The following is a 15,220-nucleotide window of genomic DNA, read 5'->3' as shown; positions in this document are numbered from 1 at the left end:
CCCCTGCGAACTCTGCAAAGAATTCTCACAATTGTTGAAAACGACATGTGTCTAACAGCGGCGTCGTATCGTCTGTCAAGTCGGGTAGGGCGCCGTCACACAAGACGCGGTTACTGGAGGTCAGTGCGGTGAACTTTTCGGTTCTTCCTCCAGAGATCAACTCTCTGCGGATGTACCTCGGCGCTGGGTCAGCGCCCTTGCTCGAGGCCTCAGCGGCCTGGTCGGGTCTTGCCGATGAATTGGGTACGGCCGCGGACTCGTTTTCCTCGGTGACCTCGAACCTGGCCGGGCAAGCCTGGCAGGGTCCGGCTTCCCAGGCCATGGCCAGGGCGGCGCGTCCGTACGCCGAATTCCTGCGGGCCGCTTCCCTGCGCGCCACCACTACGTCATCTGGCGCACGAACGGTGGCCAGCATATTCGAGGCGGCCAAGGCCGCCACCGTTCACCCCGAAATCATCGCGGCCAATCGGCAAGCCTTCGTGCAGGCCGTGCGCACCAACATCTTCGGCTTCAACGCGCCCTTCATCGCCGCCGCCGAGGCGGCCTATGAGGAGTTCTGGGCCACCGATGTCGCCGCGTTGGTCGGCTATCACGGTGGAGCCTCAGCGGTGGCCGCGCAGTTGTCGTCCTGGCAGCAGACACTGCAGCACCTGCCGGGTATCGGGCAACTCTTGGGCGGCGCACCTGCCGGGGCCGCTACGGCCGCCCCTACCGACCCCAACATCGGTGTAGGCAACAAGGGCGGGGGCAACATCGGTAACGGCAATAACAGCGAAACCGGTGCGGGCAACGTCGGCAACGGCAACAAGGGCAGCGGCAACTTCGGTAGCGGTAACCGCGGCAACGACAACATCGGCTTCGGGAACAGGAGCCCCGGCACCACCGGCGTGCGAGGCAACATCGGTTTGGGCAACAAAGGCATCAACAACATCGGTGCGGGCAACTTCGGAAACAACAACGTCGGCTTCGGCAACGGCGCAGGCCCTGTCCCCGGCGACGCCAACAGCAACTTCGGGCTGGGCAACTCCGGTAGCTTCAATCAGGGCGGCGGCAACACCGGCATCGGAAACATCGGAGCAGGCAACACCGGCACCCACAACATCGGCTTCGGTAACACCGGCAACAACAACCTCGGGATCGGGCTGACCGGCAACAACCAGGTGGGCATCAACCTGGCCGGGCTGCTGAACTCGGGCAACTGCAACATCGGGCTCTTCAACTCCGGCACCAACAACATCGGATTCTTCAACTCCGGGGACGGCAACGTCGGCATCTTCAACTCGGGCCGCAACCTCACTGCTGCCACCCTGGGCGACATCCAGAGCATCGGCATCGGCAACTCCGGGTTCGGCCACCTCGGCGCCGGCAACTCCGGCCAAGCATCATTCGGCTTCGGCAACTCGGGCTTTTTGGACACCGGCATCGGCAACTCGGGCGCCTACAATACCGGGTTCGGGAATGCAGGAGTAGCAAACACCGGCTTCGGCAATTCCGGACAATTCAACACCGGCTTCGGCAATTCAGGCAGTGTCAACACGGGTGCCTGGAACTCCGGGAACTCCAATACCACCGTCGGCTCCACCACCGATCTCAGCGCCTCGACATCGGGCTTCGGCAACACCGGTACCAACGTCTCAGGCTTCAACAACTCCGCCTCCGGCGGAGGGGTGAACGGCAATATCTCGGGCTTCTTCAATAGGGCCGGCGGCGGATCGGATCAAAACGGGAATATTTCTGGCTTGTTCAACACTGGTGTGTCGGCCGTCTCCCTGCCCTTCTTCCCAGTACCTGGCGCCGTCAGCGGCTTCGGCTCCGGGGTGCTCAACACGGGCACCGGCTTCATCGGCCTGTTCAACATCGCTCAACTGCTCAAGCAACTGGGGTAGCCTCGGGTACCTCTGCAATGGAGAGGCAGAGGATGTTCCCCGGTGCGGGCTGGGCTACGGTCGCCCTACGGGTTGGACCGCGGCGATTAATGCTCGAACGCCGCTCACAACCGGTGGCCAGGGGCGGGATCGAACCACCTGAGAAGCGGAAGTTCGGCGCAAGAATTTCTCAAGATGACCGCAGTACGCTCTCGTCTGCAAGCTATGAGATAGCTGTTGATACATATGTAGCAACTGAGAAGAGGAGCGGAGATGCGCAGCAAGAACGTCATGAAAACGAGCCGCGGCCGCAGGAGATTACTCTCTGGGTCGCTGATGTCGGCAGGCGTCGCCATCGCTGGACTCGTCCTCACCCCGGCAACCGCGCACGCAGACGGCAGCGCCAAAGGCCCGCTAACCTGGTGCCCCGGCCAGAACCCGGCCTCCGTGTCTCAAGTCAACCCACCCAACTGGGACTGGAACGTCTGCCACACCTATTGGTGGGTGTCCAGCGGTTCGGGAAATGTGGCCAAAAATGTCTGGGAAGGTGAGCTGCCGCCGCCAAACATCCCGTTGGAGAACCTGTCGCGCCCAGCAGTCAACTGCGGGCTGTTCTACTGCCAGGATCCGGGCGGCCCCTACACGGTCGATCCGCGCAACCCTGCGCCGTAGTCCGTTCTTGCGAGTTAAGGTCGGCGAGCGTGGGCATGATGGCGGCAACCGCACGCATCGCGATCGGGCGGAATAGCAACAGACTGAATCCGATTCGCGTCGCCACGATGACCACCGCGTTACCGCGTCGAGGATCCCGTCACCGAGACGACACGGCCCGCTCCATCAAACACGCGCGAACCGCGCGGCGCTGACAGGTCCGAACTGACCAGTCGGAGCGATGCTTCCGTTCGCGCCGTAGGCTCACGTCGTGCACAGCGTGACCCTTGCTAGCGCCGCGTCAACGGCGGCGTTGACGGTGGGGCTGGCGGCCTATGCTGGGTTGATCTTGGCCGGCATCGCGATGGCGATCTACGACGCACGGCGGCACCGACGGAACCGGGCGATCGCCGCCGCAATAATAGTTGGGGTGTTGACCCTGGGTGGGCTGGTTATCGCGATCGTCAGCAGTGTCGCGTAAACCGTCACAACGCGGTGGATACCAGATCTGGTCCGGCCGCTGGGGGCGATCTGGCCAGCAGTACGCAACCTTTCCCCTGTCACATTCCACCCGATTCGCGGCTGAGCATCGCGAGAATAAGGCGGGATCGAATATGGCGGTTTACCGGTAACCGCGCCGTTTTCATCGGAGGAATCACCCCGGGGTCGGCGACGCATTGCACGTGCCGCGGGTGGGTGACCCAAGACCGCAGCGCGACGGGAATGCGGCTGTAGCAGCTTCAGTAGGCATGCTCGCCGGTAGTGTCGTCGCGCCGGATCGGCAGTGATGTACGCCGGAATCGGCGTCCTCGGCCCGCAGGCGAAACCAGGCCCCAGGCGCTGCTAACCCATCGTCAAGATCGCGCCCGCGGCGAGGCCGATAAGCGCAATGAGGGATACCAAGATCACCGTGATCGCCGCGCGCACGATCTCTTCTTCGGTGAGTCGCCAGCGCGGCTTCAGTTCGAGGAGAACGCTGTCCCCTCGACAGCCAATTGTGTTGATGCTGGCAACCGCCGAGACGAAATCGTCATGCTCACAGGCCGTGAATTTCTCGATTGGGTCGTGCGCGCGGATCGCGGTGGTCATATCTCAGCTCCCAAGGCTTGCGGACGCCGAAAGGCGTAATGGTGGGTCGAGCGCTTTGGTAAGGCATTCTCGTATTTCCAAAGATGCGAGCCCAAAATCGCGATTGCGGTAACAATCCCTAACGGTCACAGCACAGATTTGTGGTCTGCGCCAACATGCTCGGCTAACGCCAACCCCTACCGCCGCGCCACGCCGGAAAAGATGTCTCGGGTCCGCAACATCACTGCCACCCCAACGTTCGCCACCGCCCCACGGACCGATCGTCTCAAGCCGCCGCACACACTACGTGCACGGTGTGTCGACCCGCAGCATCGATGACCTGGTGGCCGCCATGGATGTCGAGACCGGGGTGTCCAAATCGGCGGTGTCGCGCGTTTGCGCGGGCTTGGGCAAAGAGAGCGAGGCATTCCGGATCCGGACGGAACGGTCGTCAGCAACGTGTTCGCGACGTCGGCTGTGGGCAGCACGACGGAATATGCGTCTGAGGCCGCGCTGGTGATCGAGCTGGCGGTTTCTGTGTTGGCTGCCTTGACTGCGTCGAAGATCTCATCGATCGGCAAGCCGGAAAATGCGGGTAACTCGAGCCGCAACGGTAGCCCACCGGCTCCGTCACTGGTGGGCAGCGTTCCTCCGGTACGCTCCGGCGGTGGATACCGAGACCCCGCCCACGAGCCCTTCCGGCCTGGTGCGCACGCACGAGCCGCCACCCGCCCAGTTGGTGATCGACGGTCGCTACCGGTTCGGCACCTACAACGGCCCGATCGCACGGATCAACCCACTCGACGTTGTCACCGCCAGCGGAGCGCGTGGTCGCCTGCAGCGCGCCGCGCGCAATGCCCGGCTCAAGGAGTGGGAGGCGTTCCAACTCGGTGACGACGCGGTGTTCGTCCTCGGCGCCGTCTACGACACGAAGTCGATCTCGCTGCTGCAAGTGCTGGTCGTTGACAAGCAGGCGGCCACGATCCGTCGGTGGGAGCAGAAGGTACCGACCTCGATGGTGCACGTCGCTCGCGGCCTGGACCACACCCGGTCCCACGGTCGCGCAGGACGCTTCTCGCTGCAGCTGACCAACGAGATGGGCTCGGGCCTGATCGCGGTGGATGCCAGCCATCCTGGGCGCGGCGCGCTACCGCCGCTGGAGTTGCACGGCGCCGGGCGCTGCGGCTCCGGAGAGGCCGGACACCTGGTGATCTGCCACCCCTTCGCCGATGATCGTGCGCTGTACTCGCACAAGACGATGATGGCGTTCGCCGGCACGCTCCGCGCCGGCGCCGACCTCACCGTGTTCGACCCCGACCGTTCGTTCATGATCCTCGACGACCACCACGGGGACTACCCCTCGCCTATGCGGTACGACTGGGTGACCGCCGTGCGCCGCAGCGATGAGGGCCGGGTCGAGGGCTTCAACCTGACCGACAACCAGGTGCGCGACCCCCAGCGCTACAACGAGAACGCCGTCTGGCTCGGCGACCGGGTCCACCGACTGCCGGCCGTCCGCGTGGAACGGCCGGACGGGCCCTGGGGCTGCTGGATCGTGCGCGACGCCGACGGGTCGGGCCAGGTCGAGGTGCGATTCACGCCGACCGTCCGCTCCGAGATGCACGTCGGCCCGCGCCGATCGCTCGCCGAGTATTACGCCCCCTTCGGCTGGTACGAAGGGCGGATCCACACCGAGGACGTCGACCTTTCGGTCGATGGCATGTTCGGCATGGGCGAACAGAAGTTCATCCGCGTCTGAACCGGCGGAGCGGGAGCGGGACGTCATTACTTCCTGGCCGTTAGGTTCACCGGCCACTCAGCACGCCTCAACCACCTACCCGGTCGGGCCGCAGGGCTCGGGCGCAACCCTTATGTCGAAGTGCAGCACCTCCGCGCGTGCCCCAAGCTTGGTGTACAGAGCGATTGCCGGGTCATCTTCGAGATCTGCCTGCACAAAGATCGTGTAAGCCGCTCGCGCTACAGCGATCCGCCGTAATTCCTCGATCAGTGCGGTGGCTATCCCCCGCCGGCGGTGCGCTGCAGCGACAGCCAGATCGTAGATATAGATTTCACTACGCTCTTGTTCGAACTTCTGCAGTTCATAGGCCGCGATACCGCCAACAACCGACCCATCGCTGACTGCCACCAGCGCAATGAAGTAAGCGTTGCTCAGCAATCGGCTCAGGTAGTCATCGCTCGGACATGATGAGGTATATGTTTCCACCTCATCAAAAGCCTCACCGAACATTGTCAACAGGCTTTTCATCGGTGCCACGTCGGTGACCGACAGCTGGCGAATGCTGATCTGCTCTGCAGATGTCATTTTCTCACGGGCTGCACATGGGGGCCCTTCTCTACACGCAGGGCAATTGTCCGTTGAGCACGCAATTCGACGGTGGCGTGTAGGTGCCGCTGAGCACGCCTCTCATGCCACCCGTGGCGGAACCGCCGGGTGCAATGACGCGATTCCAATTCGCGGGGGTGAGAACGTAGTGCGTGCCGGATTGGGTAACGGTGCTGTTCCACGTGTGGATGACGGACTGTCCCATCGGCATGTCGAAATCAAGCCGCCAATCGGCAAGCGGCGTAATGCTCGAGTTGGTGATGGTGAAGCTGGCGATGAAACCTGTCTGCCACGTCGACGTCACCCGCAACGTCGCCGCGGCGGCAGAGGCGTGAGCCGCAGGGGTGATGGCCAGTCCGAGGATGGCGACCACCGATGCCGACACGGTTGAGTGAAGCACTTTCCGCCAGCGCTTCACACGGGTTTCGAGTCGGGCCATAGCAGCCAACACTAGGAGCCGGCAGGCGATATCGGCCGTCACACAGCGGGTGAGCCGCAGTACCTTTGCTCAATTGAAACCGCGGTGAAATCATCGCCTCGCTACGCGGGGGCGTAGTCGTTCAGTCGCTGGTAATCGATGTCGGTGGCGAAGGCTTTCGTAGGATTCTCAAGTCACCAACACGCCGAAGACTGAGTTGTTACGGAGCCAGTGCTGGCTGTTCGCGATCGGTTCGTCCCTGTTCGCGATCGGTACGGCTCCGGGGTTCGCCGTGATCAGCGGTGCGGGTGCCACCAATCTGCTGTGTTTTGTCGGCTCGTGGTTTTTCACCAGCGCGGCCCTCATCGAGCTGCGTCTCAGCCGCGCGTCTGTTGCCGGGCCGGGGGCAACGCCATCGATACGGGCTGAATGGCTCTCGGCCGCCACGCAGTTCGTTGGCACCCTGTGCTTCAACGTCAGCACGGGTGCTGCGATGTGGGCGCATCGACTCCCCTCCCGCCGGCACTTGGTATGGGGTCCGGACGCGGCGGGGTCGGTCGCGTTCCTGGTCAGCGGAATCTTGGGGGTTATGGCAGTAACCCTGTCGGTCGGATTCCTTCAACTGAAATCGCGCGACTGGCTGGCAGCGTGGATCAACATGGTCGGCTCGATCGCGTTCGGCGCCTCGGCAGCCGGCGCCTTCATCACTCCGACGGGTCTCACCGAAGACGCTCTGCTGACCAACGTGGGTACCTTCGTCGGCGCGCTGTGCTTCCTGATCGCCGCTCTCCTCACGCTTCCCAAACGCTTCTCGCCCCGACACGCTGTGTAGCGTTTTGCTCGCCTGTGCGCGATTGAGGTGACGCCACGGCCACCTCCCCAGACCGGGTCACGCGTTTCGCCGCGGACACGCCTTCAAGCTCGAACTCGTCGGCCGACCCGGGTCCCCCTTGCGACAATGATTCACATGGCCGAACAAAGTCTCTGGATGCAGAAGGTCGCGGCAGATCCGGGGCATTCGCACTGGTATGTCGAGCGCTTCCGGTCTATGGCCCGCGCCGGTGACGACCTGGTCGGCGAAGCCCGCCTGGTGGACGCTGTGGCGCCACGCGGCGCCCGCATCCTGGACGCCGGCTGCGGTCCGGGCCGGTTAGGGGGGTACCTGGCTTCGGTCGGCCACCACGTCGTGGGTGTGGACGTCGACCCGGTTCTCATCGAAGCCGCCGAACAGGACCATCCCGGACCGCGCTGGCTGGTGGCAGACCTCGCGGAGCTGAACCTGCCCGCACACGGCATCCTCGAGCCGTTCGACGTCATTGTGTCGGCCGGCAACGTGATGGCCTTCCTGGCCCCGAGCACCCGCGTGCGAGTGCTGACTCGGCTTCGTGCCCACCTGGCCGACGGCGGCCGAGCGGTCATCGGATTCGGGGCCGGTCGCGACTATTCGTTCGGTGAGTTCCTCGACGACGCAGACCAGGCCGGCTTCATTCCGGATCTATTGCTGTCCACCTGGGACCTGCGACCGTTCGGCGAGGATTCGGACTTTCTCGTAGCCCTGCTTCGCTGAGGCTGTCGGCGGGCTCTGCTCAATATGTCTGTACCGTGACACCGGTGAATCTTCCTCGGGTGTCTCCGGCCGTCACGCTCGCCGCCTGTGGCGCTTCGTTCGTCATGATGCTCACCGCGTGCGGCTCCCCTACAAACACCGCATCGACCTCTTCGACCAGCGCGCCGTCAATCTCTGACCTCTACACCCGCCCCTCCGCCCCGGCTACGGCAGCTCAAACCGGCGCCTGCCCGACTGCGGCACCGCAGAACGGGGGCACGCCCGAGTGGACGTTGGCCGGCACCACCGGCAGCGTCGCAGTGACCGGATCAACGGAAGCGAACGCTCCCCGGGTGACGGTGACGACACCGTTCAGCGTGGCGCAGACCCAGGTACACACCTTGCGTGCCGGGGATGGGCCCATCGTCTCGAACACCGCCACAGTTTCCGTCTGCTACATGGGCGTCAACGGACGGGACGGCTCCGTCTTCGACACCAGCTATGAGCGTGGTGCCCCGGTCGACTTCCCGCTTACCGGAGTCGTCCCGGGCTTCCAGAAGGCCATCGCGGGACAAAAGGTCGGTTCCACGGTCGCCGTCGCGATGACGTCCGCCGATGGCTACCCTGACGGTCAGCCCAGCGCCGGAATCCGGCCGGGTGACACGCTCGTCTTCGCCATCAAAATCCTCAGCGCCTCACGTTGATCTACGTGGGCAGGTCCACCCGCAGCGCCAGGTGCTCGTCGAGAATCCGGCGTAGCGCCGCGTCCATGGGATGAGCGGCCGCGAGGTCGCGCTCCATCCGGTTGTCCACCAGAACTGTTGCGTCTTGCGGTAATTCAGCGGTGTCGACTTGATCAACGAAGGAGTCGAACAGCCCGTGCGGCGTGGCCAGGTAATACAGCTCCCGACCCGATTCGGCCAACCGAGCGGCATACATCAGTCCATGTTGGGTGGTCACGAAAAGTTCCGAGGTGATTCTCGCGCGCGGAGTCTCCGCTCTCCCCCATGCGATCGCGGCGGACCGGCTCTGCGCCAGTCTGTCCGGGATGTCGTCTGTCAGCGCGAGCAATCTCCCGACGAGGGCTCGACCCTTGCGCGGGTACGCGTCGATCGCGGGGATGAAGTACCGGCGGAAGATGTCGCCGAAAAGGTCTGACAGTTGCTCGCTCATCGCGGCTCCCAGCGTTCAAACGGACAGCTCAATTGTGCGCCGTATTGCCCACCGTTAACAGGGTTTGCCCGAGTTCTTCGCCGGTTAGCCGCAGGGGGCGTCACCGGGCGTGTAGTAGGGCACGCCTTCGCGGGTGTAGCACGGCGGCCGGCCCTGGAGACGCTGGCGTGCCTCGTCGAGTGCGTCCGCCGCCGCGATACTGCCGACCGGGCAGTCGGCGGGGTTGACATACGAGCCGCCCTCGGCGACGGGACAGACGTTCGCGTTGGCCGGAGGCACGATGGCGACCTGCAACGCAGCAGCGGTGGCGGTAGCCAGCAGTGCAAATGAAAACTTGTTCACGTCGGCAACTCTATCGAGTCACGCGCCGGCATCGGTCACATTTCCCGGCACGATACGACGGAAGCGAATTCGGCCGAACGCCAATAGGGTTCAGCCCCGCCAGGTCGTCCGACGGGTTGCGGGCAATACCGCACGCGATCACGGTGTGGGCACTTAGGATCCGTCTTGCCGCGCGTGGCAGTGGTGACCGGAAGCGGGCCGGTCCCCGGGCGCGCGGCGGAAGGGCGGCCAGAGGTGTCGTATCTAATCGTGGCGCCGGAGCTGTTGGCTTCGGCGGCAACGGATTTGATGGGAATCGGTACGGCGATTGGGGCGGCAAGTGCGGCCGTGGCCTTGCCCACCACGGAGGTACTGGCCGCCGGCGCCGATGAGATCTCGGCCGCGGTCGCGGCCCTTTTCGGCTTTCATGGCCACGCGTATCAGAGGCTCAGCGCCCAGGCAGTGGCGTTCCACGACCAGTTCGTCGAGGCGATGGGGGCCGGCGGCGCTTCGTACGCCGCTGCCGAGTCACTCCAGCAGACGGCGCTCAACCTGGTGAACTCCCCCACCCAGGCGTTGCTGGGACGACCGCTCATCGGCGACGGCGCCAACGGGTTACCCAACACCGGACAAGACGGCGGCCCCGGTGGGCTCCTGTTCGGTAACGGCGGCAACGGCGGCTCGGGTGGCGTGGGCCAGGCCGGTGGCAACGGCGGTGCAGCGGGGCTGATCGGCAACGGCGGGGCAGGTGGCCTGGGCGGGCCGGGTAGCGCGCTTCTGGTGGCCGGAAATCCAGGCGGGGCCGGCGGTACGGGGGGCTGGCTCTACGGCAACGGCGGCGCCGGCGGTGGTGGCGGTGTCGGAGCGGTCGCAGTCGGAGCAAATGGCGGCCAGGGCGGTGTAGGGGGCAACGCGGTCGGGTTGTTCGGCAACGGTGGCGTCGGAGGCGCCGGCGGGGTGAGCGGGCCGGGCGCCACTGGCGGCAACGGGGGCAATGCCGGTAGCGGTGGCAACGCGCGGTGGTTCGGTTACGGCGGGGCCGGGGGTGACGGCGGCATCGGCGCTGTCAACGGCGGCAACGGGGGAACCGGCGGCGCGGGTGGAATGTTCGGCGGTGGGGGTGACGGCGGGGTTGGAGGTTTCGGCAGCAACGGCGACGGCGGTGCCGGCGGCAACGGCGGCAACGGCGGTCTGTTCGGCGACGGTGGGGCCGGCGCCGACGGCGGTCTGGGTTTCAACGGTGGGCTGGCAGGCAACGGGGGCAATGCCGGATTCGTTGGCGACGGCGGTGTCGGCGGCAACGGCCAATTTGGCATCGGCGGAACCTCCTCGCCCGGCGGCGTCGGCGGTAACGGCGGCGTCGTGATAGGGAACGGTGGTAACGGCGGCGTGGGCGGAGTGGGTGCCCCAGGTGCCGCGGGGGGAAACGGTGGTAACGCGATCGGCCTGTTCGGCCAGGGTGGGGCCGGCGGAACCGGCGGGGCCGAACTGGCCGGCGGCATCGGCGGTGGCGGGCGTGGTGGCAATGGCGGAACCGGCGGGTTGATCGGCTTCGGCGGCGCCGGGGGGTCTGCCGGCACGAGCGCTGGCCTTCCCGCCGCCGGCGGCAATGGCGGCGATGCCCGCTGGATCGGAAACGGCGGCAATGGTGGGGCTGGGATCTTCGGCGGGGCCGGCGGCACCGGAGGTAAGGGCGGGCAGCTGGCCGGCGCCGACGGCACTCCCGGTGCCGGTTAGGGCTCAGCGCTGATCGAGTGCCTCGGCTACGCGTCCACCAGCCCGTTCCAGCCGCATGGCCGCCTCAGCGGCGCCGACGCCCGCCAGCAGCGCCACGATTGCTGTCTTGGCGTGGCCACCCGCGGCGGCCAAGGCGCCAACCGCGGTTTCCTCGTCGACCCCGGCGGCATCGCGAACCATCCGCACGGCGCGCCTTCGCAGCTTCTCGTTGGTCACCCGTACGTCGACCATCCGGGGTCCGTAGGCCTTGCCCAGCGCGATCATCACACTCGTCGACAATGCGTTGAGCACCACCTTCTGGGCGGTTCCGGCGGTCAGCCGCGTGGAACCGGCCAACACTTCGGGCCCGGTGAGCAACTCGATCATCAGGTCGGCAGACGCTTCGCTGCCGGGGTTGTTGACGATGGCGACGGTCAGTGCTCCGATGGACCGCGCGTAGTCGAGCGCCCCCAGCACGTAGGGGGTGCGGCCGGACGCCGTGATCCCGACGAGGGCATCCGCGGCGGTGAGACCGGCTAGGTCGGCCGGGACGAAAGCGTCCTCGGCGCCTTCGATCGCGCGGGTCAACGCCGCCGACCCGCCGGCGATCACCCCACGCACCAGGTCGGTGCCGAACGTCGGTCCGCATTCGGCGGCGTCCAGAACGCCGAGCCGCCCGGGCGTGCCGGCGCCGGCGTAGATCAGGCGGCCGCCCTGTTGTAGGCGCGCGTTGATCGCCTCGGCCGCCGCCGTGATCGCCGGGACAGCCGCGGCGACCGCCGTATGCGCCTGTCCCTCGGCGTCGATGAGCAGTGCGACGACCTCTCCGATGGGCCGCGTGTCGAGGTCGTCGAGACCGGGACGCGCGGCTTCGGTGCTGAGGGCGTCGAGTGTGTGCCGCGCCGCGGGTGCCCGCCGGCGGATCAGGTGCGGTTCGTGAATGTCGCCCAACCGTAGTGCGCCATCGAGCGCGTCGCCGGCCGCCGGCCGAAGGCCGTCGAGTCCTTCCCGCAAAGCCTCGACGCCGGCCAGTCCGCCGACCATGCATATCGGGCCCTCCCCCACTGCATGAGCGGTAGCGGCCAGCGCCTCGGCAGCAGCGCTGACGATTCCGCGCGCAATAACGTCGGTCGTCGCGGCGAGCACATCGGCTGCGAAAGACCCCAACGCGGCCGCATCGGTGAACTGGCCTGGCCAGGTCTGCGGCGCGCCGAATCGCGCGCGGGCAGCGTCGAGCAAGGTGGTGGCCGGCCCGCGCCCGTCGCCGGCGCGCAGCGCGGCCCGCAGCCCGGCGGCACCGATCCAGGCTCCGCCACCCTCGTCGCCCAACCACGGACCCCAGCCGTCAGCGGTGCGCAGCGTGCCGTCGAGGCCGATGGCGAGCGCCACGACGCCGGTGCCGACAACCAGGACGACGCCCGGCCTCCCGTCCAGCGCGCCGGCATGCGCAAGCACGGCGTCGCTGGTCACCGTGATGCGTTTCGCCGGGATCGAAGCAAGCAGCGCCTCGCCCAGCGCGCCGGCCGCGTCCGGTGCCGCCAGCGCGCCGGCGGCGCCCACGATCACCTCCTCGACCGGTCCGAGTTGACGGGCGAGGGCCAGGATCGCCGACTCGGCGGACCGCACCCCACCGGGCGCCGTGAGGCCTGGCGCACCCGCCCCGACCGCCCCGAGCCCGCCCACCGCCGCCCGGCAGAATGTCTTGCCGAGGTCGACGGCGAGGAGCGCCGGACCATTCGGTTCTTCTCTCACGTACCTGCCACCTCTTCGGGGCCGATCCTCGCCGGACTGGGTCAAACGAATGTCGGATCGCTACAAAGGAATCCGATCACTTCCCGGCGGCCTTGTCACCTCCGGTGTCACACCGGACGCCTCGGATCCCGAGCCGATTTGTCGGGGGGATGCCCCACCAGAGAATTCTCGGCGGAGATTCCCAAATCAACTTTTCAATGAACTGAGCGATATTCGCGTTACGCTCCACCACGACATGATCACCGAAGATCAGGAGCCTCATTATGAAGAACGACGCGGAGGAACTCGCGGCGGAGCTGGAGCGCGACGTCCGGCGAGACGTCGGTCGGCTGCGCGAGTTCAGTGCGTTCGAGAAGTTCTCAGACGCCGATCTGGAGCGCCTCGTGCGGTCTGCACATCACACGTCGCAGTCGGTGCCATGGCCCCTGATTCGTGAGCAGACGCCTTCGGACGACTGTTTCATCCTGCTCAGTGGTGAGGCCGGTGTGTATGTCGGCCAGGACCGCGTCGCCGTGGTGGGCCCAGGTGAGGTCATCGGCGAATCTGCGCTGCGCCGTGGGCAATTGCGATCCGCGACGGTCACTACGATCGGGCCGGCCGAGGTGCTGCGCATCGAACGGGACGACCTCGCGCGCCTGCTCAGAGAGATGCCCGCGCTGCGCGAAACCATGGACGCGACGGCCGCCCGGCACGTGGCTGCCGCCCCGCCGCCCAAGCCGAAACCTGCGCACACGAAACTGAATGTCTCCGTTTCGGCCGACCTGCTCGCGCGGTTCGAGCAGGCTGCCGAAGCTGCCGGTCTAGGTCTGCCGGCGGCGACGGAGGACGCGCTTGGCCAATGGATAGAACGGTCCCGCACGGCCGGATAGAACGAGAAAGGCGCCTTCGCCGCGGTGCACGCCTCGTCCGTATCGGTGGCGACGCATTCTTACTCATGCTGATCGGTGCTAACCCCGTGCCGAGGTCGAAAAGGTTGTGGAGCGGCTTCATCGTCGCTGGGCCGATATCGGCGGCATCTGACTGATCGACGACGCGCGTTCACCGGGTGACGCGGTACCGCTTCAGCCGTGACGTCGCTCCGGATACCAATTCGACTCTGCTCCTGGGTACCTCGAGGTGGGTGGCCAGTAGCCGGGTGACCGCGTCGTTGGCCTTGCCGTCCACCGCCCGCTCTCGGACGTAGACGGTCAGCTCACCGTCATAGGCGACTTCGACAAGGGGACCCTTGCGGCTGCCGGGCTTGACCTTGACCACGACGAACTCGGTCATCCCCACAGGCTACGGCCGGTCGGAGGTTCGACGATGCCGGAGAACCTGAGAAGAACCTTAACGCACCTGAGAAAAGCCTTAATGCTACGTGTGCAGATCGTATGTATCAACAAATCGAATACGGAAACGCATGTAAACCGTTTTGCCATCCGATAGATTCGCGCATCACAAGCGAAGCGGCCCCGCAAGCTGGCCGACAGTGGCAAGAAAGGCACAGGTAGATGAACTTTTCAGTGTTGCCCCCCGAGGTGAACTCATTGCGAATGTTCACCGGCGCCGGGTCGGCGCCGATGCTTGAGGCCGGTGCCGCATGGAACAGGCTGGCGTCAGAGCTCGACTCGGCGGCTGAGTCGTTTTCGTCGTTGACCTCCGCTTTGGCGGCGGATGTCTGGCAGGGCCCGGCTGCTCAGGCGATGATGGCTGCCGCCACGCCGTACGCGGGTTGGTTGAGTGCCGCATCGGCCCAGGCGTCGGACGCAGCGTCGCAAGCACAGGCGGTCGCCGGCGCTTTCGAGACGGCATTAGCGGCGACAGTCCATCCGGCGGCAGTGACGGCCAACCGTTCGGGCCTGGTGAATCTGGTGCTGTCCAATCTGTTCGGACAAAATGCGCCGGCGATCGCGGCGGTCGAGAGCATCTACGAGGAGATGTGGGCCCAGGATGTCGCGGCCATGGCCGGTTACCACGCGGGCGCGTCGGCGGCGGTAGCGCAACTGGCGTCCCCGGCGCAGGCGTTGTTGCCGAGCCTGGGGTACGGCAATGTGGGTCAGGGCAATATCGGGTTCTTCAACGACGGCACCCTCAATGTGGGAATAGCCAACGTCAGTCCGCACTTCACCCCGACCGATCCGATCACCAAGTTTGGCGGGGTCGGGATCGGCAACAACGGCGTGGACAACATCGGATTGTGGAACACCGGTCTGCAGAACGTCGGTGCCCTGAACAGGGGCATGCTCAATCTGGGTATCGGCAACGCCGGTACCGGCAATTCCGGGCTGCCGTTGGGCCCGTTGCAGCTGCTGGGCATCGGCAATGCGGGCAACTACAACCAGGGCCTGTTCAACACCGGCAACTACAACGCCGGCATCGGGCTCACC

Annotated in this window: 17 protein-coding genes and 2 pseudogenes; 11 read left to right on the top strand and 8 right to left on the bottom strand. The window is 66.0% G+C overall.

Features of this window, described 5'->3' with window-relative positions:
* Positions 1–128 precede the first annotated feature (128 nt).
* The 3 genes from AC5Y7D_RS13210 (at position 129) to AC5Y7D_RS13200 (ending at position 2,997) form a co-directional block, all read left to right on the top strand.
* Positions 129–1,886: a PPE family protein gene (locus AC5Y7D_RS13210; protein ID WP_499924492.1), complete on the top strand. Its 1,758-nt coding sequence runs from the start codon at positions 129–131 to the stop codon at positions 1,884–1,886.
* Positions 1,887–2,138: 252 nt separating this feature from the next.
* Complete coding sequence (locus tag AC5Y7D_RS13205) at positions 2,139–2,537, top strand: hypothetical protein (protein WP_499924491.1); 399 nt, start codon at positions 2,139–2,141, stop codon at positions 2,535–2,537.
* 250 nt (positions 2,538–2,787) lie between these two features.
* Positions 2,788–2,997, top strand: coding sequence for a hypothetical protein (locus AC5Y7D_RS13200; RefSeq protein ID WP_499924490.1), 210 nt, complete (start codon positions 2,788–2,790; stop codon positions 2,995–2,997).
* Positions 2,998–3,359: 362 nt separating this feature from the next.
* On the opposite strand, the gene AC5Y7D_RS13195 is transcribed toward AC5Y7D_RS13200, so the two are convergent.
* Positions 3,360–3,605 (bottom strand): hypothetical protein, encoded by a 246-nt coding sequence (locus tag AC5Y7D_RS13195; protein ID WP_499924489.1) that lies wholly within the window; start codon positions 3,603–3,605, stop codon positions 3,360–3,362.
* A 283-nt stretch (positions 3,606–3,888) separates the two neighbouring features.
* On the opposite strand from AC5Y7D_RS13195, the pseudogene AC5Y7D_RS13190 reads away from it, so the two are divergent.
* Positions 3,889–4,026, top strand: a pseudogene (locus AC5Y7D_RS13190) (transposase); the annotation flags it as partial.
* A 225-nt stretch (positions 4,027–4,251) separates the two neighbouring features.
* The gene (locus AC5Y7D_RS13185) at positions 4,252–5,343 is read left to right on the top strand and encodes a DUF2804 family protein (protein WP_499924488.1); all 1,092 of its coding nucleotides are present in this window, start codon (positions 4,252–4,254) and stop codon (positions 5,341–5,343) included.
* 75 nt (positions 5,344–5,418) lie between these two features.
* On the opposite strand, the gene AC5Y7D_RS13180 is transcribed toward AC5Y7D_RS13185, so the two are convergent.
* Entirely contained in the window at positions 5,419–5,907 is a 489-nt protein-coding gene (locus tag AC5Y7D_RS13180; RefSeq protein WP_499924486.1) for an AAC(3)-I family aminoglycoside N-acetyltransferase, read from the bottom strand.
* Positions 5,908–5,938: 31 nt separating this feature from the next.
* Complete coding sequence (locus AC5Y7D_RS13175; protein WP_499924485.1) at positions 5,939–6,367, bottom strand: cellulose-binding domain-containing protein; 429 nt, start codon at positions 6,365–6,367, stop codon at positions 5,939–5,941.
* 196 nt (positions 6,368–6,563) lie between these two features.
* On the opposite strand from AC5Y7D_RS13175, the gene AC5Y7D_RS13170 reads away from it, so the two are divergent.
* The 3 genes from AC5Y7D_RS13170 (at position 6,564) to AC5Y7D_RS13160 (ending at position 8,596) form a co-directional block, all read left to right on the top strand.
* A complete protein-coding gene (locus AC5Y7D_RS13170) occupies positions 6,564–7,178 on the top strand; it encodes a hypothetical protein (protein ID WP_499924481.1) in 615 nt (204 codons plus the stop codon).
* A gap of 135 nt (positions 7,179–7,313) precedes the next feature.
* Positions 7,314–7,913 (top strand): class I SAM-dependent methyltransferase, encoded by a 600-nt coding sequence (locus tag AC5Y7D_RS13165; protein WP_499924479.1) that lies wholly within the window; start codon positions 7,314–7,316, stop codon positions 7,911–7,913.
* Positions 7,914–7,957: 44 nt separating this feature from the next.
* Positions 7,958–8,596: an FKBP-type peptidyl-prolyl cis-trans isomerase gene (locus AC5Y7D_RS13160; protein WP_499924475.1), complete on the top strand. Its 639-nt coding sequence runs from the start codon at positions 7,958–7,960 to the stop codon at positions 8,594–8,596.
* Between the two features lies 1 nt (position 8,597).
* Here AC5Y7D_RS13160 and AC5Y7D_RS13155 read toward each other — a convergent pair whose 3' ends face one another.
* Together AC5Y7D_RS13155 and AC5Y7D_RS13150 are read right to left on the bottom strand one after the other, a co-directional pair.
* Entirely contained in the window at positions 8,598–9,065 is a 468-nt protein-coding gene (locus tag AC5Y7D_RS13155) for a glucose-6-phosphate dehydrogenase (RefSeq protein ID WP_499924474.1), read from the bottom strand.
* A gap of 84 nt (positions 9,066–9,149) precedes the next feature.
* On the bottom strand, positions 9,150–9,407 hold the full coding sequence (locus AC5Y7D_RS13150) for a hypothetical protein (RefSeq protein ID WP_499924472.1): 258 nt from the start codon (positions 9,405–9,407) through the stop codon (positions 9,150–9,152).
* A 234-nt stretch (positions 9,408–9,641) separates the two neighbouring features.
* Between AC5Y7D_RS13150 and AC5Y7D_RS13145 the strand changes: the two genes are divergently transcribed.
* Positions 9,642–11,123 (top strand): PE family protein, encoded by a 1,482-nt coding sequence (locus AC5Y7D_RS13145; protein ID WP_499924470.1) that lies wholly within the window; start codon positions 9,642–9,644, stop codon positions 11,121–11,123.
* 3 nt (positions 11,124–11,126) lie between these two features.
* Here the strand turns inward: AC5Y7D_RS13145 and murQ are convergent, their stop codons facing one another.
* On the bottom strand, positions 11,127–12,026 hold the full coding sequence (gene murQ, locus AC5Y7D_RS13140; RefSeq protein ID WP_499924804.1) for an N-acetylmuramic acid 6-phosphate etherase: 900 nt from the start codon (positions 12,024–12,026) through the stop codon (positions 11,127–11,129).
* Positions 12,027–12,113: 87 nt separating this feature from the next.
* Positions 12,114–12,728 (bottom strand): annotated as a pseudogene (locus AC5Y7D_RS13135) (BadF/BadG/BcrA/BcrD ATPase family protein); the annotation flags it as partial.
* Positions 12,729–13,117: 389 nt separating this feature from the next.
* On the opposite strand from AC5Y7D_RS13135, the gene AC5Y7D_RS13130 reads away from it, so the two are divergent.
* Positions 13,118–13,723 (top strand): cyclic nucleotide-binding domain-containing protein, encoded by a 606-nt coding sequence (locus AC5Y7D_RS13130; RefSeq protein ID WP_499924468.1) that lies wholly within the window; start codon positions 13,118–13,120, stop codon positions 13,721–13,723.
* Positions 13,724–13,892: 169 nt separating this feature from the next.
* On the opposite strand, the gene AC5Y7D_RS13125 is transcribed toward AC5Y7D_RS13130, so the two are convergent.
* A complete protein-coding gene (locus AC5Y7D_RS13125; RefSeq protein ID WP_499924467.1) occupies positions 13,893–14,123 on the bottom strand; it encodes a DUF167 domain-containing protein in 231 nt (76 codons plus the stop codon).
* A 221-nt stretch (positions 14,124–14,344) separates the two neighbouring features.
* Here AC5Y7D_RS13125 and AC5Y7D_RS13120 point away from each other — a divergent pair.
* Positions 14,345–15,220, top strand: an 876-nt coding sequence (locus tag AC5Y7D_RS13120; RefSeq protein ID WP_499924466.1) for a PPE family protein, incomplete at its 3' end; no start/stop codon positions are given.

The organism is Mycobacterium sp. NGS49, assembly GCF_059812565.1.
Note: the sequence above shows the minus strand (reverse complement) of the source record. Positions and strands in the feature narration are given on the sequence as shown.